20 protein-coding genes and 2 tRNA genes are annotated in these 22,379 nt (G+C 44.2%); 7 read left to right on the plus strand and 15 right to left on the minus strand.

The genetic code is table 11. From position 1 onward, the window contains the following. Nucleotides 1-27: 27 nt before the first annotated feature. Both MHH93_RS20245 and MHH93_RS20250 read right to left on the minus strand, forming a co-directional pair. Entirely contained in the window at nucleotides 28-948 is a 921-nt protein-coding gene (locus MHH93_RS20245) for a methyl-accepting chemotaxis protein (RefSeq protein WP_500055481.1), read from the minus strand. A gap of 361 nt (nucleotides 949-1,309) precedes the next feature. Further along, complete coding sequence (locus MHH93_RS20250; protein WP_500055482.1) at nucleotides 1,310-2,146, minus strand: helix-turn-helix domain-containing protein; 837 nt, start codon at nucleotides 2,144-2,146, stop codon at nucleotides 1,310-1,312. A gap of 186 nt (nucleotides 2,147-2,332) precedes the next feature. Here MHH93_RS20250 and MHH93_RS20255 point away from each other — a divergent pair, with 186 nt between their 5' ends. Continuing rightward, the gene (locus MHH93_RS20255; RefSeq protein ID WP_500055483.1) at nucleotides 2,333-2,767 is read left to right on the plus strand and encodes a DMT family transporter; all 435 of its coding nucleotides are present in this window, start codon (nucleotides 2,333-2,335) and stop codon (nucleotides 2,765-2,767) included. A 9-nt stretch (nucleotides 2,768-2,776) separates the two neighbouring features. Then, nucleotides 2,777-3,256, plus strand: coding sequence for a DMT family transporter (locus tag MHH93_RS20260; RefSeq protein ID WP_500055484.1), 480 nt, complete (start codon nucleotides 2,777-2,779; stop codon nucleotides 3,254-3,256). A gap of 138 nt (nucleotides 3,257-3,394) precedes the next feature. Here the strand turns inward: MHH93_RS20260 and MHH93_RS20265 are convergent, their stop codons facing one another. After that, nucleotides 3,395-3,838 (minus strand): VOC family protein, encoded by a 444-nt coding sequence (locus MHH93_RS20265; protein ID WP_500055486.1) that lies wholly within the window; start codon nucleotides 3,836-3,838, stop codon nucleotides 3,395-3,397. An 87-nt stretch (nucleotides 3,839-3,925) separates the two neighbouring features. Between MHH93_RS20265 and MHH93_RS20270 the strand changes: the two genes are divergently transcribed. Continuing rightward, on the plus strand, nucleotides 3,926-4,957 hold the full coding sequence (locus MHH93_RS20270) for a helix-turn-helix transcriptional regulator (RefSeq protein WP_500055487.1): 1,032 nt from the start codon (nucleotides 3,926-3,928) through the stop codon (nucleotides 4,955-4,957). A 27-nt stretch (nucleotides 4,958-4,984) separates the two neighbouring features. Here the strand turns inward: MHH93_RS20270 and MHH93_RS20275 are convergent, their stop codons facing one another. Further along, nucleotides 4,985-6,181: a CynX/NimT family MFS transporter gene (locus MHH93_RS20275; protein ID WP_500055488.1), complete on the minus strand. Its 1,197-nt coding sequence runs from the start codon at nucleotides 6,179-6,181 to the stop codon at nucleotides 4,985-4,987. A gap of 183 nt (nucleotides 6,182-6,364) precedes the next feature. On the opposite strand from MHH93_RS20275, the gene MHH93_RS20280 reads away from it, so the two are divergent. Both MHH93_RS20280 and MHH93_RS20285 read left to right on the plus strand, forming a co-directional pair. Next, nucleotides 6,365-7,225: a LysR family transcriptional regulator gene (locus tag MHH93_RS20280; RefSeq protein ID WP_500055489.1), complete on the plus strand. Its 861-nt coding sequence runs from the start codon at nucleotides 6,365-6,367 to the stop codon at nucleotides 7,223-7,225. A 27-nt stretch (nucleotides 7,226-7,252) separates the two neighbouring features. Further along, nucleotides 7,253-7,927, plus strand: coding sequence for a VOC family protein (locus MHH93_RS20285; RefSeq protein ID WP_500055490.1), 675 nt, complete (start codon nucleotides 7,253-7,255; stop codon nucleotides 7,925-7,927). 43 nt (nucleotides 7,928-7,970) lie between these two features. On the opposite strand, the gene MHH93_RS20290 is transcribed toward MHH93_RS20285, so the two are convergent. Continuing rightward, the gene (locus MHH93_RS20290) at nucleotides 7,971-8,336 is read right to left on the minus strand and encodes a MerR family transcriptional regulator (protein ID WP_500055491.1); all 366 of its coding nucleotides are present in this window, start codon (nucleotides 8,334-8,336) and stop codon (nucleotides 7,971-7,973) included. Nucleotides 8,337-8,465: 129 nt separating this feature from the next. Here MHH93_RS20290 and MHH93_RS20295 point away from each other — a divergent pair, with 129 nt between their 5' ends. Further along, on the plus strand, nucleotides 8,466-9,116 hold the full coding sequence (locus tag MHH93_RS20295; protein ID WP_500055492.1) for a nitroreductase family protein: 651 nt from the start codon (nucleotides 8,466-8,468) through the stop codon (nucleotides 9,114-9,116). A 191-nt stretch (nucleotides 9,117-9,307) separates the two neighbouring features. Here the strand turns inward: MHH93_RS20295 and MHH93_RS20300 are convergent, their stop codons facing one another. The 8 genes from MHH93_RS20300 to ppc form a co-directional block, all read right to left on the minus strand. Continuing rightward, nucleotides 9,308-9,820, minus strand: a complete 513-nt coding sequence (locus MHH93_RS20300) for a cysteine hydrolase family protein (protein WP_500055504.1) — start codon at nucleotides 9,818-9,820, stop codon at nucleotides 9,308-9,310. A 171-nt stretch (nucleotides 9,821-9,991) separates the two neighbouring features. After that, nucleotides 9,992-11,824 carry a glutamine--fructose-6-phosphate transaminase (isomerizing) gene (gene glmS / locus MHH93_RS20305; RefSeq protein WP_076217241.1) on the minus strand — a complete coding sequence of 611 codons (1,833 nt, stop codon included), beginning with the start codon at nucleotides 11,822-11,824 and terminating at the stop codon, nucleotides 9,992-9,994. A gap of 841 nt (nucleotides 11,825-12,665) precedes the next feature. Continuing rightward, nucleotides 12,666-14,006 carry a phosphoglucosamine mutase gene (gene glmM / locus MHH93_RS20310; protein ID WP_145325919.1) on the minus strand — a complete coding sequence of 447 codons (1,341 nt, stop codon included), beginning with the start codon at nucleotides 14,004-14,006 and terminating at the stop codon, nucleotides 12,666-12,668. Nucleotides 14,007-14,077: 71 nt separating this feature from the next. Then, nucleotides 14,078-15,571 (minus strand): CdaR family protein, encoded by a 1,494-nt coding sequence (locus MHH93_RS20315; protein WP_500055493.1) that lies wholly within the window; start codon nucleotides 15,569-15,571, stop codon nucleotides 14,078-14,080. Next, nucleotides 15,564-16,400, minus strand: coding sequence for a diadenylate cyclase CdaA (cdaA, locus tag MHH93_RS20320; protein WP_017692119.1), 837 nt, complete (start codon nucleotides 16,398-16,400; stop codon nucleotides 15,564-15,566). Before cdaA ends, MHH93_RS20315 begins: the two co-directional genes overlap by 8 nt. Before the next feature lie 314 nt (nucleotides 16,401-16,714). Next, nucleotides 16,715-17,329, minus strand: coding sequence for a zf-HC2 domain-containing protein (locus MHH93_RS20325; protein WP_017692118.1), 615 nt, complete (start codon nucleotides 17,327-17,329; stop codon nucleotides 16,715-16,717). A gap of 136 nt (nucleotides 17,330-17,465) precedes the next feature. After that, nucleotides 17,466-18,032 carry an RNA polymerase sigma factor SigW gene (gene sigW / locus MHH93_RS20330; protein ID WP_017692117.1) on the minus strand — a complete coding sequence of 189 codons (567 nt, stop codon included), beginning with the start codon at nucleotides 18,030-18,032 and terminating at the stop codon, nucleotides 17,466-17,468. A 259-nt stretch (nucleotides 18,033-18,291) separates the two neighbouring features. Beyond that, the gene (gene ppc, locus MHH93_RS20335; RefSeq protein ID WP_500055494.1) at nucleotides 18,292-21,084 is read right to left on the minus strand and encodes a phosphoenolpyruvate carboxylase; all 2,793 of its coding nucleotides are present in this window, start codon (nucleotides 21,082-21,084) and stop codon (nucleotides 18,292-18,294) included. A gap of 580 nt (nucleotides 21,085-21,664) precedes the next feature. On the opposite strand from ppc, the gene MHH93_RS20340 reads away from it, so the two are divergent. Continuing rightward, nucleotides 21,665-21,997 (plus strand): WGxxGxxG family protein, encoded by a 333-nt coding sequence (locus MHH93_RS20340; protein ID WP_500055495.1) that lies wholly within the window; start codon nucleotides 21,665-21,667, stop codon nucleotides 21,995-21,997. 214 nt (nucleotides 21,998-22,211) lie between these two features. Here the strand turns inward: MHH93_RS20340 and MHH93_RS20345 are convergent. Together MHH93_RS20345 and MHH93_RS20350 are read right to left on the minus strand one after the other, a co-directional pair. Continuing rightward, nucleotides 22,212-22,282, minus strand: a tRNA-Gly gene (locus MHH93_RS20345). A 12-nt stretch (nucleotides 22,283-22,294) separates the two neighbouring features. Next, a tRNA-Pro gene (locus MHH93_RS20350) sits at nucleotides 22,295-22,368 on the minus strand. Between the last annotated feature and the right edge of the window lie 11 nt (nucleotides 22,369-22,379).

Consider the following 22,379-nt stretch of genomic DNA (forward strand, 5'->3'; position numbering starts at 1 on the left):
CGCTATCAATTTATAATATTTATAGTATTATACGATTCTGGTTACATGCTCCGCCTTGGCATCCAGCAAGTGAGCCGATGCAGCAATTTCCATAAAGTCATTCAAAGCGATCTCAATCTGTTTCTCGCTCCGCTCGACGTATTCCTCTACCTTTTTTGTGCCACCTGTAATATTACCAATTTCCTTGGTTATTCCAGTCACGCTATCACGAATCTCGTTGATTGAACTCTCTACCATTGTGGATAGTTTCTTGACTTCCTTAGCCACGATATCGAATCCTCGTCCGAATTCCCCCGCATGCGCAGCTTCAATGGCGGCATTTAATGCAAGCAACTGTGTCTGTGATGAAATCTCGCGTATAGTGCGTACCACTCCCTGAATCGAACCGGCCTGTTCCTGCAGATGCGTCAATGTTGCACGGTTAGTAGCCGACACCTCAGAGATATAGGAGATACTGGACATTAATTCCTGGCTCCGTTCAATGCCTACATCTGCCTGCTCATTCAGTTCATGTGACATCGTTTTCAGCTCATTTACTACGACCGAAATATTTTTTTGGCGATTAGTGATGTTGGTGGCGATCTTGGAGACACCCAGTATCTTCTGATTCATCTCATCGTACACCGGCATATACGTCGCCTCAAGCCATACGGAATTTCCTTTTGCATCCTTGCGTTCGACCTTGTCCTGGAAACTCACACCATTTAATATACTATTCCAAAAAGCATCATATTCCGGGGTATTCGCAAAATTGCCAAAGCATAATTGCTGGTGCTTCATGCCATACATCTCAGCTACCGTATATCCCATCGTCTGAGCAAAAACTTCATTCACATAAGTTACCCGTCGATTCAGATCGAATCGAATAATAGCCAGACTTTTCTCCATCGCCTTGATGACCAGTGCATCGGTGACAACATCTTTCTTCTCCATAGCTAATATAGGCACTTGATAACCCCCACAGTTCATTCCATAATAGACAGCCTTTTAACTAGCAAAAACAACGATTACAACAAATATGTATCCATCAGGTTCTAATGACTCTACTATTGATACCCGATTTGCAGCATTTTGGATCACCTGTTGTCATTTATTTTTTAGTAAGAAATTCTGCTTCACCTCATCCGCTGGTCATGGCTTACCCCATCCGTAAATATCTCTGTCTCTATATCTACTTTTACGTATCGTAACACAAAGCAATGTAGCATACACTTCTGTATTTCTAACATTTTTATGTTTTTTAATATCCGCTATAACTATCACTCATTCCCCTCCCGTGTGACATCAAGGGACCATTACATTCACAGGTTCAAGTCTCCAGATCAACACGTTCCACCCTTTCATTCTTCTTGTATTGGGTCGGTGACTCACCCATCGTTTTTGTGAACAAAATAGTGAAATAATTAGCATTTTGGTAGCCCAATATATGTGCAATTGCACTTACTTTCATGTCCGTCGTGGCTAGCAGCCGCTTCGCTTCTCCCATTCTTCGATAGACAATATAACGAATCGGGGAATCATTATATTTGTCCTTGAACACATGGGATAAGTAATAAGGGTTTATATGAAAATACGCAGCGATATCCTGAAGCTTCAGGTGCTGAAGGTAGTTCTCATCGAGAAAATCCTTGATCCGTACGGCGAGATGATCAGAATCTTGTTTTTGTGAGGTATTCGGTTGAGCCAACCGCTGAACTATGGCAAATAGCACGTCAAGCAATCCCTCACAGATCTTGTCGTAACCTCCTTTTTGATTGGAGGATTCCTCATACATAAACTCGAACAGATCGCCAATCCTGCTGGCGTATTCCTTCGTTTCGATATACGGAGACGCGTGTTCAGGAATGATGTGCTCTGTCTGAGTTCCATCCGAATAGATATTGGCTATTCCACAATAATAAAGACTGAGTGGACATTTGGGAGAGGTGCATTGTTCATGAATTACACCTTGGTTATAAATTAACAGATCACCTTTTTTGACCGTATATGGATGTTCATTAATCTTGATAACACCTTCGCCATCCGACACATACACCATTTCACTGATATCCTCATGCATGTGACTTGGAAAATTCCAATTCGGATTGCCTTGCACTTTTCCTATATATAACAACCTGGAGGATTCTTCTTTGCTTGTATCGATCATTTTGGTCTCCTCCTGCATTCGTGTCTGATTATTTTCTAGATGTATTACTATACCCCTTTTACCACAGCAAGATCTATAATTTTTCGGAAAAACAAAGCAAGATCTTTCATTGTCTTCCCCTCCCCATTTTCTTATGATGAGTCATGCACCTTTACATCCAAACCATTTCAAGGAGTCGAGGATAGATTGAAAAAGTTGATTTTTTATATGATCGCCGTTGCAACAGGAGCTCTTCTAAGCTTTGAAGGGGCACTGTATGGCAAACTTGGAGAACAAGTCGGGACACTGGAAGCTGATTTTTATAACTTCTTCATGGGGGCAATAATTTCACTGATTCTGCTCATTTTCTTCGGTAGAGGAAACCTCGCTACCATCACCAAATTTCCAAAGTGGAACCTGCTTGGGGGATTACTTGGGGTCACCTACCTGCTTACATTAGTCATTGGTGTTCCCATTGTGGGTGTAGGGATCTCCATGATTGCCATTGTTGTCGGGCAGATGGTGACTAGTATTCTGATCGATCATTACGGATGGCTGGGGAGCAACCGCAAACCGGTAGGAAGCAAACGTATTGCCGCCTTGGTACTTATGCTCGGGGCGCTGGCTCTTACTTTATTCTAGAGGAGGATTATGATGGGTATAGGTTTATTGATTGTTCTTGTCACCTTAGTTGGTGGAGCTGTACTTAGTGCGCAGTCCTCGATCAATGGTACGATTAGCCGAAATATCGGGCTGTTGGAGACGGTTTTTTTTACGTTTGCCTCAGGTACACTGATTCTGGCTGTACTCATTAATTTTTTTGGCAGTGGACATCTGCTCGATTTGCTTCATGCGCCCAAGTTACAGCTTTCTGCGGTTTTCCTTGGTTTCGGATATTTATTCCTGTCCACATTCGCCGTAAATAAACTGGGCGTAACACCTGCCAACCTTACGGCGATCGTAGGGCAGATTGTGGCCGGGTTTATCATCGATGCCATGGGGCTTTTCGGTGGTGAATTCATTGCATTCTCTTGGCAGCGTGCTGTCTCACTTGTTCTGATGCTCGCTGCATTAGCTCTGATTTTCAGTGAAAAGAACGACCAAGCTCAAGCGGTAACGCTTAGCAAATAAATGAACGGTAGTGCCTGATACTTGATATGAAGTAACGTTTGGACTTGCGGGACCTTCTGGCTGCTCAAACGACCTTGTATAGAAACGAACAAAGAAGAGCGCATGATATCCATGGCTCTTCTTTTTAATGTTTTTAATTTAAAAATCGTGTACCGTCACACATAGCTGAATCGCAATGCCAAACGGGTCCCGCACAATGCCATAACCTGGACTAAATTCATTTTGCTCGTAAGGTACCAGTATCTTCACGCCCTCATGTTGCATCAGAGAATGATACAGTTGATCGATTGCATGTTTATCCTTGGATTGAATACATAGTGACGTGCTGTTCCCCAGCTGCCATGCTCTCTCCGTGTCCATAGCTTCTTCCGCAATCATGACTTTGTTCACCCCAATCTCCAGCACCGAATGTGTAATATACTCATCTTGACCGGCAGGGTACTCAAAGCCCGGATTCATCTCTTTCATCTCTTTATAATTTTTCTTGAATAGGACTTTAGCGCCCAGAAACTCCTCATAAAAAGCAATGGCTGCCGCCGCATCCCCGTTCATCGACAAAAATGGTATCACTTCAACATTCATGTTATTGCCTCCTTGTTCCTATTGGATTACACTTATCACTATAACAACGAAAGGTGCCAGACTATGGCACCATTAAGAGGGTTAGATATGAAAAAATCTGAACGCATGAACCAGATGTTGCGCTATATTAATCAAAAACAACAGTTCACCCTGCAAGATCTTATGCAGGAGTTCCAGATCTCCAAACGAACCGCGATAAGAGATATCGCTTCATTGGAAGAGTTGGGTGCGCCCATCTATGTCGAATATGGACGCTACGGCGGATATCGACTGCTGCAACAGATGCAGCTGCCTCCCATTTCGTTCAATACGGGTGAACTTCATGCCCTTTATTTTGCAATGCAGGCCCTCCAAAGCTTCTCCAGCTTACCCTTTGAAGTCTCTTTTCGGACCATTCATGAGAAATTTATGAGCGCCTTATCAGACAAGCAACGACAGGATATCGAGAACATTCAACACCGGGTTTCCTTCCGACATACGGAGCAGATCCGAGATAGTGAGCATTTAGAGTTTCTGTTGATGGCCGCTGTGCAAAATGTAGTGATCCAGATTACTTACACTAATCAGCGTATATCCTCCGATCGTAGGCTATCTCCTGCAAACCTTCCTGAGTCGGAGCAATCAGATTCATCATCTCTTACATCTAGCTCCAGCGTCCGCACCATTCAACCCATTGCACTCTATGCAAAGAAAGGCTACTGGTATTGCCAGGCCTATGATCTGCATAAAGAAGCGTACCGAGTGTTCCGTTGTGACCGGATCATTTCAGCCGAAGTGTCCGACATTGAACCTTTGGCTCACGTGATTGAACTTCATGCACAGGATACCCATTCGTTATGGCAACCATCACCGGAGGCTATTCCATTTCGATGTCGGATTGATGAAGCTGGGGTTGAACTTTTCCAGCAAGAACATTTTCCATCCATGCAGATCATACATGTCAACGAACCGGGCAGTGAATCGACACCCATGCTTCTTGAAGGTTCGTATGAGCCTCATGAACTTGATTTCATTGTTCGGTACCTCGCAGGATTCGGCAAATCCATTCAAATCATGGAACCCGACACATTAAAGGAATCATTGCGGCAGTACTATATGGACTTGTTAGATCATGTATAAAGATTATATTTCTACCCCCATTTAACTTTACATGACTACTAGCTCCGCTCCTGACCAACAACTTTTGCGTTTTTTTTTATTACCTATAGCGATTTGTACGATCATTTGCAGCACGATGATGATAACCAAACCGTAGAATGCTTGCACGAAGCTGCCTGTCAGATCGTGAAGCCAACCAATCGCCAGCGGCCCAAGTGCTCCGAGAATGTAGCCACCGGATTGCGTCATAGCAGACCAGCTACTGGCTTCCTGCGCATTGTTTGTCTCATCAATCGGCAACATGAGTGCGATCGGGAATAGTCCACCTGCACCAATACCGAGCGGGATTGCTGCGAGCCACGGGCTGACAGAGAGATTCAGCATCAGGACACCCATCAACTCCATCATTGCACATCCAACAAGCCAGAATACACGTCTTTGGTACCGGTGTACAAGCATGGGAATGAATAGCGTTGAGGGTAGCGATATTAATGTAAATAACGTTTGGATGTTGCCAGCAGTCTCTTGGCTATAACCCTGACTTTGAATCGCTGGTGCAAGCCAAGCGGTTAATGAATAGAAGATCGCTGCCATCAGCCCAAAGAATAAGGTCAGGACCCATGCACGTCGGTTCTTCACCGGGAGTGTTGCATGTATTACAGCCGAAGTGTGTCCAGTTTGCCGTTCCGCACGTGCAGACCAGGCTAATTTTAACCAGATCGGTAATGCAATGAATGCGAGTAATGCCCATGTAGCTAAAGATCCTCTCCAAGATCCACCTAGCGTATGCTGAAGCGGTACCGATAATCCCACACTAATGCTGGCCCCCATCACCATCGCTGTAGAGTAGATGCCTACCATGGCTGCTACTCGGTTAGGGAAATACTGCTTAATAAAGCTGGACAGCAGCGGACCTGCCAATGCAATCCCTACACCCGACAGAAAAGAAGTAAACATCATTAGGGGCGATGTGCCCACGAACAATCGTAATCCTGTACCTATCCCAATCAGAATTAAAGCCAGTACAATAGCCCCTTCGTTCCCCCACCTTCTACTTAATCTTACGGAGAACGGAGCGAATATGCCCATACATAATACCGGTAGTGTTGTTAAAAGACTGGCGGTCATACCACTCAAACCCAGATCATTCTGTATGGTGCTCATGAGAGGAGAAATGGAAGTAATCGGTGGTCTTAAGTTCAGTGAAGCTAAAATAAGTGCCAAGACAATATAAAAAAATTTCATTATGGGTCACCTCATGGTAATAGTATTGTCGCCTTCACCAAAGCTCCTATTCGTTAATGACTGGATCTTCAGGTGCTGCAAGATTAAGTATAGGATAATCATAATGATTGAACAATACTATTATTTCTATTAAAATGATTGATATAACCAATGATTAGAGGTGAATTGATGGAGATTCGTCAGATGGAAAACTTTATTACCGTGTGTGAGGAGCTTCATTTTACTCGGGCAGCTGAGAAACTTGGCATATCTCAACCTACGTTGAGTCAACAAATACGTGGGTTGGAGGATGAACTTGGTGTACCTTTGTTTGACCGTGTCGGCAAAAAGATTGTAATGACCCAGGCAGGCACTCTGTTTCTGGAGCACTGTGTACAGATGATCCGGCATCTTCAAAATACCCAAGATGCACTAGCAGAATTCCGCAATGATCAGCGGGGACGATTGGTTATCGGTGTTCTTCCATCCGATTTGGATTACCGTCTCACTCCATTGCTCGTTGATTTTCATGCCCGATTCCCCAAGGTGCAATTGAAGGTGATCTCTTCGATCTATGTCGTGAATCAAGTGTTGGAAAACGAAGTGGACATCGGCATCGAGATCACGTCTGCGCCTGATGATCGGCTTGTCCGCATTCCTTTGTGCAGTGAAGAGTATGTACTTGTCGTTTCCGAGAATCATCATTGGGCTGAACGAAGCACCATTGAGATTCAGGAGTTGCGTGATATTCAAACGGTGATGTTCCCCGAAGGATTTACCGGCAGGGAATTAGTCGATGACTATTGTCGTAAATATGGTTTTAGCCTTAATACCATCATGGAGACTAGTTCGGCAACCTCCATCATTAGTCTGGTCAAAGCCAACATCGGCGGAACACTGTTGCCTTATCCTCTGATTCTGGCCATGAATGAGCCCACGCTACGCTGTATTCGAATTACAGATGATCCGCCATATCGGCACTTTGAGATCATCCATTGCTCCGACCGTTATCTGACGCAATCCGCCAAAGCATTTATTGAGAAGACAATCGAGTATTTCAATTAAAAATGAGTTAAGGAGAGAGATATTGACATGAAAATAAGAGAAGTCGGTTTGTTGACACATCAGATCGAGGTCATGAGAGAGTTTTACCATAAAGTACTGGAGCTGAATGTTGTGGAGGATCGTCCTAATTCCGTTTCATTCCATGCGGGAGACTCGGTGCTTTCTTTCAAAAAGGCTCCTGAACAGGAGAAGCCGTACTATCATGTAGCATTTACGATTCCAACGAATAAACTTGCTGATGCGAAAAGGTGGGCCCAAGATCGTAACATTCCATTACTCTCCAAAGATGGACAGGATGAATTTTATTTCCCCTACTGGGATGCAACCGCCTTTTATTTCTATGATCCAAGTGGCAACTTGATGGAATTCATCGCTCACCATTCACTCGATAATGCTGTCGATGAAGCTTTCGAAGCGAGGCATCTATTATGTATTAGTGAAATCGGCCTGCCTGTGGATGATGTTCCCGAGACCATGAGCACATTGAATGGGCATTATCGACTTGACCCCTTTGCCGGAGACGGAAAGAAATTCTCTCCCACGGGTGATGCAGAAGGCATGTTTATTGTCATTGATAAACAGATGCCGTGGTTCCCGGACGGGCGCATGCCCGGTGTATTTGCTACTGAGGTGATGGTGGAGGCTGGCAAGTCCGGTAATTTACGTATACAGGACGGTCTATATTCTATTGTTTCGATTTGAAGTACAAACCTACTGACTGAAAAGCTCAAGAGGAACATCCGGCTCAATACTTACCAAAACCATCCTCACACGTAATATCCGCTTTAAGAATTTCGTACAGATTTTGTTTGGAATTCTCTAATTGTTTTTGTGCTTCTTCAATTTCTGATATTTTCGCTTGGATAATGCTTGCTTGATCTTCACTTGAAAACCCATTTTTAGAGATCATTGATTGGATCTCATGGATCGTAAAACCAACAGCTAAACATTGTTTGACCACTTCCAGATGCTGAATAATGCTCTGCGCATAGATCCGATAGTTATTATGGTCTCTCAGCACATGTTCAGCTGTGATAATACCTATTTTCTCGTAGTACCGAATCGTGGATATCGGAAGGTTTACACTGTTCGCTACTTCACTAATCTTCATATGAATCTCTCCTGTTTCTTCTTCTTGCTATAAAGTATACTTCATAGTTTACAATCCTCATAGTAAGACGGATAAAAGTATAACCCATACCCCAATCCACTACTATTAGATATGAGGAGAGATATTCATATGAATACAATTACCGGTCAATTCAACAAAACCAATGATTTTGATACTATCGTCTTGGAGCGCCATTCCGTTAAAGTCTATGACCCTGAAGTGAAGATCAGCCGCGAGGAGATGACCGAAATTCTAGCGAAAGCTTCACGTGCCCCTTCGGCCATTAACATGCAACCGTGGCGTTTTCTTGTCATCGACAGTGCTGAAGGCAAAGAGAAGCTTGCACCACTGGCCTCTTTTAACCAAACACAGGCGCTAACGTCTTCCGCTGTCATTGCCGTATTTTACGATGCCAACAACGTTGAATACATGGAAGAGATCTTCAGCAAATCAGTGGAACTTGGATACATGCCACAAGACATTATGGATATGCAGATGCAGCAGGTACAACCTTATTATGCGAACATAAGCGCATCCGAACTCCGTGATATGAACCTCATTGATTCAGGCCTCATATCCATGCAACTCATGCTCGTTGCCCGTGCTCATGGCTATGATACGAACCCCATGGCCGGCTATGACAAAGACCAGATTGCTGAAGTTTTCGGCTTGGATAAAGAGCGCTTCCAGCCCGTGATGTTGATCTCCTTAGGGAAAGCAGCCAAAGAAGGCTATCCTTCCTATCGTCTCCCGGTTGAAACGACTACAACTTGGGCGTAATCAATAGCTCTACTCTTTGCTCATTACACAGTACACATTACACGGAGTGACAACAGGATGATTTCTTTGCATAGTTGTAGCATCACTGTTAATATAGAAACGCGTACTTGTACTTAAATAAAAAAGAGGTCCTATGACATTGTTTTATGTCATCAGGACCCTTTCTATATACCTTCAGTTTTTCCGATTTTCTACGATTCATGATCTATCCATTTCAAGAATCTATGGTTCCATATGTTTTCATAAAAGGAAATCGTCTCTTTTGCAGACATCCATGGATTATCTAAAGTGGACGTTCCATTCTGAATCATATAATTGTCGTAACCCAATCCATGAGCATATTTTATCGTAGCATCCATGCAGTATTCTGTTTGCGCACCACAAAACTCGATACGATGTACAGCTAATTGGTCCAAGAGACTTTCCAAGTTTGTTTCGTAGAACGAATTCGCATGGTTTTTCCGCACCAAAAAATCTTGCTCTTGAACATCAAGATCGGCATGTAAAGCCCATGCTTCTTCTCCAGGCACTAATGCTTCATCACAGTGTTGTACAAAAATGATCGGTTTTTGTAATTCTCTATACAAAGCAATTCTTCTATTTACTCTATTGAGTAGATTATTCAGATCATACAAGTGATCCCCATCATAACAAACGCCATTTTGTAGATCAACCACGATCAATACATCCGTACAAGTCTCCATCTTTTTCATCCCTCTTCGTTTACGATATGTTCATTCAACTTAGATCTATTCATGATGAAAAATTCCTATGATCAGTATACTGGATAAATAAAAAAGATGACATGACTAGGTCATATCATCTTTTCGAATAACTATTTACTTGTTAAAAAATTTTCAAATCCAGATTTAACCTTACTCAACCGTTACGCTTTTCGCCAGGTTACGTGGTTTATCCACATCGTGACCCAGTGCCAGGGAAGCGTAGTATGCCAGCAATTGCAGCGCAACTACAGACAGAGCCGGGCTAAGCAGTGGCAGCGTCTTAGGAATTGCAAACGCTTGGTCTACAGATTTCAGCAATGGTGCTACGTGCTCTTCGTACGTAATTGCCAGTACATCCGCACCACGTGCTTTCACTTCTTTAATGTTGCTCACTGTTTTCTCAAGTACGTTTTCCTGTGTTGCCAGGGCAATAACAGGAATACCATCTTCGATCAGTGCAAGCGTACCATGTTTCAACTCACCTGCAGCATAAGCTTCGGAGTGAATATAAGAGATCTCTTTGAGTTTCAAAGACCCTTCTTGAGCTACTGCATAATCAAGACCACGGCCGATGAAGAAGAGGTGTTCATGTTTGGAGATTTGCTCTGCATATCCTTTGATTGCTTCAGCTTGCTCCAACATGGATTCCACTTGCTCAGGCAATGCTTGCATTGCTGCCAGCGTGTGTGCAATCTCTTCAGCAGATTGTGTACCACGAACTTGTGCAAGATACAGACCAAGCAAGTTGAACGCGATCAACTGTGAAGTATATGCTTTGGTAGAAGCTACAGCAATTTCAGGACCTGCCAATGTTGCGATAACATCATCAGCATCACGTGCAATGGAACTGCCCACTACGTTTGTGATTGCCAGTACATGTGCGCCATTGGATTGTGCTTCACGCAATGCAGCAAGCGTATCGGCAGTTTCACCGGATTGGCTCACTACGATTACGAGTGTATCTTTGTGCACGATTGGAGAACGGTAACGGTACTCGGAAGCCACATCAGTTTCAACCGGAATACGCACCAATTGCTCAATCACTGTACGTCCAACCAGACCTGCATGGTACGCTGTACCACATGCAATGATTTGAACGTTACGGATATTTTTAATTTGTTCTTCAGTCATTTTCAACTCAGGAAGTTGAACTTTTTTGCCTTCATTATCGATGCGACCAAGCATTGTATCACGATATGCTTTTGGTTGCTCATGAATTTCTTTCAACATGAAGTGCTCGAATCCGCCTTTTTCTGCGGTTACAGCATCCCAATCGACACGAATCATTTCCCGAGAAATAAAGTTGCCTTCAATCGTCATCAATTCGACAGCATCATGTGTCAAAACAGCCATCTCACCATCATTCAGAATGTACACGTTACGTGTATGTTCCAGAATTGCCGGGATGTCGGAACCGATGAAGTTCTCGCCTTCACCAATACCAATAATCAATGGGCTTGCTTGACGCACAGCTACGAGTTTCTCAGGCTCATGCTCTGTCAGTACACCCAGTGCAAATGCACCACGCAACAACGTGATCACTTTTTGTACTGTTTTAACGATATCACCATTGTATTCACGTGCGATCAGGTGAGAGATAACCTCAGTATCTGTCTCGGAAGTGAATGTATGACCTTGAGCCATCAATTCGTCCTTCAAATCCAGGTAGTTCTCGATAATACCGTTATGCACAACAGAGAACTTTTGGCTTCCATCCGTGTGTGGATGAGAGTTCTCATCCGATGGTTTACCATGAGTTGCCCAACGTGTGTGTCCGATTCCGGCATTACCTACCAGTGGTGCACCATCCAGCTTGGCTTCAAGGTTCGCAAGGCGACCAAGAGCTTTCGTGATTTGCAGACCTTCTGGTGTGAATACCGCAATACCTGCAGAATCATAACCACGATACTCGAGTTTTTTCAATCCTTCGACCAATACCGATTGAGTGTTCTTATTACCAATATATCCAACAATACCGCACATAGTTTATTTCCTCCGTTTGTATATGAATACTGTGTCACGAAGAGAACAGGTAGAGGCGGCATATCGGAAAAATGAGTGATTGCCTAACGTTTCATGAATACTTGTTACTTATTCAATTATCAATGATCAGAGCGACCTCTTGTCGCCCCGCTGTCATCATAAGCTGTTATGAATGCAATCATGAATGTACATCATTTTCCCGCCCGCGTACTGTTTACGCTCTTCACGCACATTCATTTGAATTTTTAGTTTAACTCTTGCACCTGCACCGGCGCGTTGTGTGGACAGTCACCCATCCATTTTCCGCAATCCGGTTTACGGCTCTGGTGCTTCACCGGGAGGTCCCCGCCGAACAATCCGAACACCTCCACCTCGTCAGCTTGATTGCCGTTGATCTTAATCAGCCGTTCTTCAACCTAGAAGAAATCCTGATCAACATCATCCCGCGCAACTCCAAGCTCTGGCGCTTGTGTAACTGTGACCTTACGTTCCTCACTTTCTGTGTCTGAATGACGACTCCACTCATTATATGCACGTCAGGTCCATTTTGCAATGGAGCAAAGTACCTGTGACAATTTCAGCATATTTACCCACAATCCCGACCGGATAAACGGACCTATGGTCTCATCAAGCCGGGACGCAGGAATATTCATCCTTAGAGGAAATTCAAAAAGTCCGCTTTTGATTACGAATCATGCCTAATGGCATTATCAGCATCGAATATGAAATTCAGCCGAAATGTCCGTTGCTCACGTAGTTTGCCTACGCTCCGCTACTCCATTTCTATCTTCATTCCATCTTCTTGGTACTGAAAACCAGACTTTTTGAACACGTACCAATCCTATACCAGTTCTTTTTGAACTACATCTGCGATTTGAGACACAAATTGTTCAAGTTCGTCTTTATCTGGTCCTTCCGCCATAACACGGATCAGGGATTCAGTACCCGAAGCGCGAACGAGTACACGTCCATTATCGCCGAGTTGTTGTTCTACAGTAGCAATAGCTTGCTCGATCGCGGAATTGCCCTCGTATTTGCTCTTATCTTCAACACGCACATTCACCAATACTTGTGGATACTGGGTCATTAGCGCTTTAAGTTCACTCAGTTTTTTACCTGAAGCCTTGAGTGTATCCACGAGTTGAATCGCAGTCAGCATACCGTCTCCAGTCGTATTGTAATCCAGGAAAATAACATGGCCAGATTGCTCTCCGCCCAGATTGTAACCGCCGCGACGCATTTCTTCCATCACATAACGGTCACCTACTGCAGTTTTAGCTGTTTTCAGTGCAAGTTTCTCCGTTGCTTTGTAGAACCCGATGTTACTCATAACGGTCGATACAACTGTACTATCTTTCAGTTTTCCTGCACGATTCATCGCATCACCACAGATACACAGAATGAAGTCTCCGTCCACTTCAGCGCCTGTCTCATCAATAGCAATCAGTCGATCTGCATCCCCGTCAAAAGCAAGACCTAAATCCGCTTTATGTTTGAGCACTTCTTGCTTCAAATTCTCTGGATGCGTTGATCCGCACTGCTCATTAATATTCAGACCGTTAGGCTCAGCGCCAATGGCAATGACTTCTGCACCAAGTTCACTAAACAATTTTGGTGCCAGCTCATAAGCTGCTCCATTTGCACAGTCCAAAACAATTTTAAGGCCAGAGAAAGACTCATTGACAGTCGTTTTCAGGAAGTCGAGGTAACGATAACGGGATTCTTCATCCGTCGTTACGGTTCCCAGACCGCCACCAACTGGCCGTGGCAATTGATCTGTCTCCGCATCCATCAGCTCTTCAATCCGGTTCTCTGTTTCATCCGACAGCTTGAAGCCATCTCCGCCAAAGAACTTGATTCCGTTATCCTCAACCGGGTTGTGAGAAGCCGAGATCATCACGCCCGCATCAGCTTTCAACAAACGTGCAATGTACGCCACTCCCGGAGTCGATACAACGCCCAGACGAATCACATCAGCGCCAATGGACAACAGACCTGCAACCAGTGCGGATTCCAACATCAATCCCGAGATACGAGTATCCATGCCGATAACCACTTTTGGTCTTTCTACACCACCTGCAAGCACGTAACCACCACAACGTCCAATGCTGTAAGCCAGCTCTGCCGTTAACTCTTTATTGGCAACCCCTCTTACACCGTCTGTACCAAAATATTTCCCCATGATTTAACTCCTTCTATTCGCATCATATACGAGCACTATTATTATTTTTAAGAATTTTAGAATTAGAACATTTACGGATTCGAGCCACTTTTACTGCCAGTACCGCTGTTGTTGTTATTTAAACTACCTCGATTGCTTGTGTTCCCTTGTTGCCCCTGATCCTGAGTATCCGTATTCGATTCCGTTTCTTCTTCATCAGGAACAGGCTCAGTTCCCCCATTTTCGACCTCGGCTGGTGAAGGGTCAGGAGCTACCGTCCCCTCGTCAGTCGGCTCTTCACTAGGAGTAGTCGTTGTATCTTCAGCCTTTTCGCTAATTTTGACCGTTGCACTCAGAGCATTGGATGATTCATCCAGTTTGGCAAAACGGGGCAGGTCCGCATCAAGCTTGATCTCATGCGTTCCAACCTCAAGTCCAGCAAGATCACCTGTCAACTTGATATCCTCACTACTCAGACCCTCAAGCATACTTGGTGAGCCTGTAAGTGTAAGGTTCAGACCGCCGCTTCGAGGTGTAACCAGCGTCCCTTCCAATCCATTCCCCGCACCTGTAAGCATAATGGGGACGTTCGGAAAAACTTTGGTTGTCTCCTCTACCTCGTCAAATGGTGATATGGTGACCTTAATCTGAATCGAACTAGGCTCGATTTTCTCAAAACCGGAAGGCGGCGTCAAGTCCACGTTAACTGTTGAAGTACCCGATTGATCAAACTGTGTAAGATCAAGGGTTACTTGGTCGTAGGACTGTATACCCGCAAGGGCATCCTCTGATCCATAAACCGAGACTTCTTTCACGTTAGGCTCTACTGTGGAGAGAACCAGTCCTTCTGGAAGCTGTCCCGAATATTTGATTCTTAAGGGTATAGATGTATAGGGCTGATTGACCGGAACACGGACTTCAACCGTTTGAGGTATTATAATCGCGTTTTCAAGGACCTTACCTTCAGCATCGTATGCTTGAAGCTTCACTTTTTTCTGTATGACATCTTCCTTGGCATCTTTCACGCTCACACTGCCCTGGACCTTCGCTACAGCCTCAAGTTGTCCCTCGGGCAGAGTTACCTTAACCGGTGTCGAAGGTTCCATTACGGGCGATCCAGCGCTGTATCCGGCGGATGGTTCCCCTTCGGGTACAATATTCACATTGAAGGATTTGGTGCCCAATTTCTCTACATTCACAGTAACCATGGAAGGCTCCATACTGACCACTTCTACCCCGGAAGGCAAATCAGGTACCAGTGGCAGTGTATTCGATCCATCTTTCACCTGACTCAGATCGACCAGTACCTTGTAATCGTCATTGGTAAAAATCGATGTTAGCATCGAGCGCTGCCCTTTGATCTCCAGCCGGACCTCATCCGTACTTAATGAAGTAAGCACATAGCTGTTACTGTCTAATCCATAAGGTTGAACAGGCACCGTACGTTCCACAACCTTATTGGTAGTCCCTGTTGTAATCGTAGGGGTGGTTGGTACTTCATCCAGATGAATCATGAACCAGAGCAGCAGGCTAACCGCAAGTGCAAGTATTTTGGCAAAGTTATTATTGTTAAACCACTTATCCATTGTTACGTCCTCCCTTCCGTTTCCAGAAGGTTGTCCAACCATTCTTTTTCAGATTGGATGTAGGGCGCAACTCCTCATACAGTTTGGCAATCAGCGATTCTTCCTTAATATCACGAACGACCTGTCCATTCATTGCAAGTGACACTTGTCCTGTCTCCTCGGAGACAACCAAACAGATCGCATCTGCAACTTCGGTAATCCCGATTGCTGCACGATGACGTGTTCCCAATTCCTTACTGATAAACGGATTCTCTGATAATGGCAAATAACAAGCTGCCGCCGAAATCTGTTTTCCTTGTATAATGACGGCTCCATCATGGAGCGGTGTATTTGGAATAAAGATGTTAATCATCAGCTCCGAGCTGACCAGAGAGTGCATCTTAATGCCCGATTCCGTATAATCGTTCAGACCCGTTTCACGTTCAAATACGACCAATGCGCCGATTTTACGCCGTGACAGATAATTAACAGACTTAATAATCTCACCAATTAACACCGTTAATTCTTCATCACTCGCTGCCGCTGAACGTCCAAACAGCTTACCGCGTCCCAATTGCTCCAGACCACGACGCAGTTCCGGCTGAAAGATAATGAACACCGCAACGACACCAAACGTAAACATCTGGTTCATTAACCATTTGAGCGTATACAGGTTTAGCCACGTACTTAATGCCCAGATCAGCACAAGGAACAGAATTCCCTTCAGGAGCTGAACAGCACGTGTACCCCGCACAAGCAAAATCAGTTTGTACATAATATAGGTAACGATCAATATATCGATAACGTCCTTAATGGACTCTGTCCACGTTAAGTCAGCAAAATAATTCATAAGCCAGCCCCCGCTATCCCCATTGATGAGTAAACCCTGATCTCATATTAACCCATTAGGATTTTATATAATCCTTTGTCTCCGCATTTTTGCATCATTCGATTTGTGCAAAATGCGTATCTATATGTAGTAGTATGTTCTCTTTAGTATCTAGGTTATAACGTTAACGTTCAGGTTGCAAGTTACGGCAGTCTCAAACTGCACATAAACATTACATTTACCATGAATTACAAAGTTTACGTATAAAAAAAGAGTACCCCATGCAATCTGGAGGTACCCTGCTTGGTATATACCATTGAAGATTTTACCCTGTTCTAGCGATAAGCCACTTCATTTACCATATTGGTTATTTTGTACCAGAACCAGTCCAGCGCTTGATCAATACTTTTTACTTGACCTGAAATATGCGCTGTTGAAGCCTGAAACAGTTGTCCGTCGATAACCGTCAGATTGCCGTTCACATCACCATATACTTGCGCGGTTCCATTTTCTATCGTAAGATCGCCAGCAATTGACTTACCTTCAGGAACAATTACCGTGTTACCCTGAATCACGATCTGGTCCAGATTATTTCCCTTAACGACCATTTCGTTATTCTGATTCCAGAAATTCAAGGCGCTAAAGAGCATCACGACCAAAAAGAAGGCTGCCGCCGTCAGCGCGGGATGTCCTTTGACCCATTTGAGCCATACTTGCTGTCTCTTGGGCTGGGGCAGAGCATTCATAATTCGATTGGTCAGCTCATCAGAGGCAGACGGTGAATAGTGTTTCATGGCAAAGAGTAGCATTTCCGTCTGTTCCAACTCTTTAAAGCGCATGCGACAATCCGGACAGATCACAAGGTGACTTTTCAATTCAACCTTCTGGGCCGGGGACAACGACTCATCCAAACATTCATGCATTAAAGAGACGGCCGAGTTGCAATCCATATGAGAGCCAATCCTTTCTTAAATCACTTAGTCCATGAGCCATTACAAAGCACGCATAAGACTTGCATACATTACATACGCATCCGTTTCGGATATGTTTCAAATAATTTCGCCCATATTTAAAGGCGTTTAACATTTATAACTTATACTCCAATTTTTTACGTAAAAAATCACGGCCCCGATGAACGCGTGTCTTGATCGTTGTTACGGGCATACCTGTCACGTCACTGATTTCCTGTAGCGACAAGTCCTGTAAATATCTCAGAATCATAACGGACTTATACTTGGCCGGCAAACTGTCAATGGCCTCCCGAATAAGCGTCTGCGTTTCTGACAGGAGTGCTTCACTCTCCGGTGTACGATCATCACTCGGGAGCATTGCATAACCATCAGATCCTTCCTGATCATTCAGTTCAGCATCCAAAGAGTATGAAGGTTTCTTTCTGCGCAGTCGGTCAATACACAGATTGGTCGCGATCCGGTATATCCAGGTTGAAAACTTCTGGTTCGGATCATACTTCTCCATATTACGAAACACACGTAAAAACGTCTCCTGCACAACGTCTTCAGCTTCATGACGATTGTTCAGCATCCGATATGCCAAATGAAATAGCTTGTCCTTATATAGTTCAACGATTTCTGCGAAGGCTCTCTGGTCGCCCTTGAGCACCAGTTTCACAAGCCTATTCTCCAAATTGTCCACCCTTATTCCCCCAGACATGCTGATGGGTCTTCCGTCTTCTGATACCCGTCCACACTTGTAATTCACCAATCAAATCGTAAATCAACTTTGGTCAAAAATCAAGACTGTATGACAAATATCCGCCAAAAACAGTAAAAACGGGAACTCCCGCAGGAGTCCCGTTTCATCTCTCACTCCGTAGAGGAGAGAATAGAGCTTTTATTCAACAAAGTAATGAGTACTTTGTTACATATATTTATTCAGATGAGCAGATCAATAATCAACCTGTATTACGCAGCCCTGCAGCGATGCCATTGATTGTCAGCAACACTTCTCTGAGCAGTTCCGTATCGTCCTCACCACGTTCACGCATATCTCTGAGCTCACTCAGAAGCTGGACCTGCATGTAGGATAACGGATCAACATAAGGGTTACGAAGACGGATAGATTCTTGAATAACCGGTACATCATCCAGAATTTCAGCTTCTCCGGTAATTTTCAGGATAAGCTCTTTTGTAAGCTTGAATTCAGATTCGATTTGTCCATATATGCGATCCCGTGCTTCCTTGTTGGAAGTCATGGCTGAGTACTCTTTGGCAATCACCAGATCTGCCTTGGCTACAGCCATCTGAACCGTATCAATCAGGGTGCGGAAGAATGGGAAGCTTGCATACATTTCTTTCAGGACAACCAGATTTTCCTCTTTATCCTGATAGAAACTTTGCAGCCCTGTTCCTGCCGCATACCATGCCGGAAGCAGATAACGACTTTGTGTCCATGCAAATACCCAAGGAATTGCTCTCAGATCTTCGAACTTGTCGCTACCTTTCCGCTTGGACGGACGTGAACCAATATTCAGTTCACCCACTTCTGGTAACGGTGTGGACTCCTTGAAGAAGGTAAAGAAGTCCGGATCACGGAAAATCAGATCCTGATATTTCGTCAGGGATACTTCCGAAATCTCTTTGATGATGCTGTCCCAATGACGCTCTGATTCTGATTCTTGCGGCTCAAGACCATTCAGTGCTGCTGTAATCAAAGCAGAAGTTGCCTGCTCCAGACTACGGTATGCAATCCCTTGAAGGGAGTAACGAGAAGAAATAACCTCTCCCTGCTCCGTAATCTTGATGCCTCCACCGATGGTATGCGGTGGTTGAGCAAGAATACTGCGGTTGAGTGGCATGCCGCCACGTCCAAGAGCTCCACCACGTCCATGGAAGAACTTCAGCTTAACGCCGTGTTCATTGCCTACAGCTGTGATCGCATTCATTGCTACACGCAGTTCCCAGTTGGCTGTAACCACTCCGCCATCCTTGTTACTGTCTGAATAACCAAGCATGATTTCATGCAGTTCATTCCGTCCTTTTACGCTTGCGCGGTATACAGGAAGGTTGAACAACTTCTGCATAATGTCCGAAGCCGCATGAAGGTCATCAATCGTTTCAAACAGTGGTACCGCTTGAAGTGTAGATACAACCTCACCATTGATTCCTTTGGTGAATAAGCCCACTTCCTTGGCAAATACCATAACCTCCAGCAAGTCACTTGCGCCCTGCGTCATACTGATCAGGTAACTTGTGATACAGCCGATCCCAAATTCGTTCTGGGCACGCTTAATGGTACGGAAGACATCCAGACACTCTTTGGTTCCCTCCGTGTATTGGTGATAAGGAGAAGTAAGCGGACGCGGATCATCCAGCAAACGAGCAAGCAGATCGATTTTACCGTCTTCAGTCAGACGCGCATAATCTTCTACAATGTTCATTTTCGCCAAAATCTCCGACATCGCATTTTCATGTTCCTGACTGTGCTGACGCACATCCAATGCTGCAGTATGGAAACCAAACAACTCGACTTGACGAATCATTTTGCGAATAGTTGTATCCGCTACGTAATCGGCAAAATGATGGCGCAGACTTCGATCAATAATCATCAGATCATCAATCAGATCCTGAGCGCTATGATAACGGTCAGCCTGACCTAATTTGTTCTCATCCAGTACATTGTTCAACTTGGCAATCATATAGGCCAATTTGATGCGGTATGGCTCTTTTTCATTCCGCCACATATCCACCTTTTTCAATGTAACACAACTACGGTCCTGCTCAATCGACTGCACCAGCTCATCCGATACGTGGATGATGTTCGTGCTGAAGCTGAGATGGCCCATAAGTTCAATCATAATCCGTTGGTATTCACGCAAAGCGAGCTTGCGCTGCATCAACAACGTCTGCCATGTTACATCTGAAGTTACCGAAGGATTTCCATCCCGGTCTCCACCGATCCAGGAACCGAACCGCAAATACGTCGGCACATGCCAGTCATGGTCAGGATAAAATTTGTTCAGGCAGCGTTCCAGCTCCTGATATACATCCGGAAGTACATGGAACAACGTTTCATGAAAGTAGTACATCCCGTTCCGCACTTCATCGAGTACAGTCGGTTTGCGGTCGCGAAGTTCATCTGTCTGCCAGAGTGTAATAACCTCATTCAGCAGTTTCTCACGCAACTGTTCACGTTCACGCAACGTCAGCGTAGGATTATCAAGTAGCATGACATCTTCGGATATCCGTTTGTGGATGTCCAGAATAACCCGGCGCATGGCTTCGGTTGGGTGAGCTGTCATAACGAGTTCCAGCGACAAATCGTCGAGAATCTCTTCCACCTCTGTATGAGACAATCCACGTTCCTTCAGATCCTGTACTGCTTTCTCAATCGATCCTGGCTGCACAGCGTCCCCTGCAGAACGTTCATAATCCCGTTTACGCCGGATCCGATGGTTTTGTTCAGCAATATTAACTAATTGAAAATAAATAGCGAATGCCCGAATAACCTGATGACGATTGTCCGAGTCTAATTCCTGGATCATCGTTTTGAACTCTGCATAGAGCTCTGGCAGAAATTCTGCACGCAACGATTTGCTCGTTTCCCGAATCTTCTCAACGATATCTAGAAGCTCCGTGCCGCCTTGATGGACAAGAACTTCTCCGAGTATATTGCCCAGGAACCGCACGTCTCTACGAAGCAGGTTGTTGGATTGGCTTTTGCTGGCGGTTACCATAGTTTCAGTCATGCTTATCCTCCCATCTGATCGTTCCATTCGTACACGTAAATTTGACACCTTCATAACATCATACAATAAAATGGTACGAAAATCTTTATTTTTCTACTAGAAAAAATGGGGATTATCCCCGATTTACAGCACAAAAACACGCTTTTTTATTCATTTTCTTGTTCTGCTTCAATCAATGGTCATATGCTGCCGCATGATACCTTTTTCACATACTTTTAATAAATCTAATGTCTCATACCTATACTTAAAAACTCATAAATATACAGTTAATTTAGACATGAGTAACCGTACATGATTATTAGGTAAAACCGCATAATTTCATTATTTGAAGCCAGATGTCATACAAAGAAACATGACCGGTAAAGCAAGCTTTTGTATACTTTACCACAGTGACGCAATAAATTAAAGATGTAAATATAATTTTCTTCACATTACAGTCTGCTTTTTAGTAAAGTTTCTTATGTATGATTCCTAACATAATGTAATCAAGGCATAACTTTACAGACTATTCCTACATAATTTTCTTAGCCTCTTGGGCAGATTAATTTATAGCTCTAAAAAAAAGGAGGACTCAAATCTAATGAAAAAAGCTACAACGATTATTGCTTCTGTGCTTCTCGTCGCTTCTATAGCTGGTCCTGCTGCTGCTGATAATCATATGACCAAAGGAATGGACACCAACGGTTCACGTGTCCAGTCTTATCAGGACAGCAACTACATGAATCGTACAAATACCAACATGAACATGGATGGGAACTACCGCAACAATGGTGACTATCGTACGAACAGTGTTCGTGCTAACGCCGCAACAACCAATCGGGATAATGGCATGGACTGGGGCTGGCTCGGTCTGCTGGGACTCCTCGGTTTAGCAGGCATGCGTAGAAGAGTAACCGATCACAACGATCGTTAATTGGGTCAAATCACATTACTATAGCTGATGCCTCTAATAGCATCTTCTTCCCGAATCGTAAACAAAAGAGCCAAGCGACCCTATTTAGCATACAGAGGGTCGTCTTGGCTCTTTTTCAATCCTGTAAAGCTACATAATTAAAATGCTACTTCGCGCATAGAAAATTAAATAAGAAACTCCCCACATATGTGGAGAGTTTCTTATTTAATACGTAAGCGGGTGATGGGAATCGAACCCACGCTATTAGCTTGGAAGGCTAAAGTTCTACCATTGAACTACACCCGCATAAGCATAAAATCGGGATGACACGATTTGAACATGCGACCCCCTGGTCCCAAACCAGGTGCTCTACCAAGCTGAGCTACATCCCGATACTAAAAAA

The sequence above is a fragment of the Priestia sp. FSL H7-0729 genome (genome assembly GCF_038005685.1).
Taxonomy (GTDB): domain Bacteria; phylum Bacillota; class Bacilli; order Paenibacillales; family Paenibacillaceae; genus Paenibacillus.

What these genes read in the sequence shown, in the direction of transcription:
- MHH93_RS20250 (WP_500055482.1), bottom strand. Translation starts at nt 2,146, where the DNA reads ATGATCGATACAAGCAAAGAAGAATCCTCCAGGTTGTTATATATAGGA.
- MHH93_RS20260 (WP_500055484.1), top strand. Translation starts at nt 2,777, where the DNA reads ATGATGGGTATAGGTTTATTGATTGTTCTTGTCACCTTAGTTGGTGGA.
- MHH93_RS20265 (WP_500055486.1), bottom strand. Translation starts at nt 3,838, where the DNA reads ATGAATGTTGAAGTGATACCATTTTTGTCGATGAACGGGGATGCGGCG.
- MHH93_RS20270 (WP_500055487.1), top strand. Translation starts at nt 3,926, where the DNA reads ATGAAAAAATCTGAACGCATGAACCAGATGTTGCGCTATATTAATCAA.
- MHH93_RS20275 (WP_500055488.1), bottom strand. Translation starts at nt 6,181, where the DNA reads ATGAAATTTTTTTATATTGTCTTGGCACTTATTTTAGCTTCACTGAAC.
- MHH93_RS20280 (WP_500055489.1), top strand. Translation starts at nt 6,365, where the DNA reads ATGGAAAACTTTATTACCGTGTGTGAGGAGCTTCATTTTACTCGGGCA.
- MHH93_RS20285 (WP_500055490.1), top strand. Translation starts at nt 7,253, where the DNA reads ATGAAAATAAGAGAAGTCGGTTTGTTGACACATCAGATCGAGGTCATG.
- MHH93_RS20290 (WP_500055491.1), bottom strand. Translation starts at nt 8,336, where the DNA reads ATGAAGATTAGTGAAGTAGCGAACAGTGTAAACCTTCCGATATCCACG.
- MHH93_RS20295 (WP_500055492.1), top strand. Translation starts at nt 8,466, where the DNA reads ATGAATACAATTACCGGTCAATTCAACAAAACCAATGATTTTGATACT.
- MHH93_RS20300 (WP_500055504.1), bottom strand. Translation starts at nt 9,820, where the DNA reads ATGGAGACTTGTACGGATGTATTGATCGTGGTTGATCTACAAAATGGC.
- glmS (WP_076217241.1), bottom strand. Translation starts at nt 11,824, where the DNA reads ATGTGCGGTATTGTTGGATATATTGGTAATAAGAACACTCAATCGGTA.
- glmM (WP_145325919.1), bottom strand. Translation starts at nt 14,006, where the DNA reads ATGGGGAAATATTTTGGTACAGACGGTGTAAGAGGGGTTGCCAATAAA.
- MHH93_RS20315 (WP_500055493.1), bottom strand. Translation starts at nt 15,571, where the DNA reads ATGGATAAGTGGTTTAACAATAATAACTTTGCCAAAATACTTGCACTT.
- cdaA (WP_017692119.1), bottom strand. Translation starts at nt 16,400, where the DNA reads ATGAATTATTTTGCTGACTTAACGTGGACAGAGTCCATTAAGGACGTT.
- MHH93_RS20325 (WP_017692118.1), bottom strand. Translation starts at nt 17,329, where the DNA reads ATGGATTGCAACTCGGCCGTCTCTTTAATGCATGAATGTTTGGATGAG.
- ppc (WP_500055494.1), bottom strand. Translation starts at nt 21,084, where the DNA reads ATGACTGAAACTATGGTAACCGCCAGCAAAAGCCAATCCAACAACCTG.
- MHH93_RS20340 (WP_500055495.1), top strand. Translation starts at nt 21,665, where the DNA reads ATGAAAAAAGCTACAACGATTATTGCTTCTGTGCTTCTCGTCGCTTCT.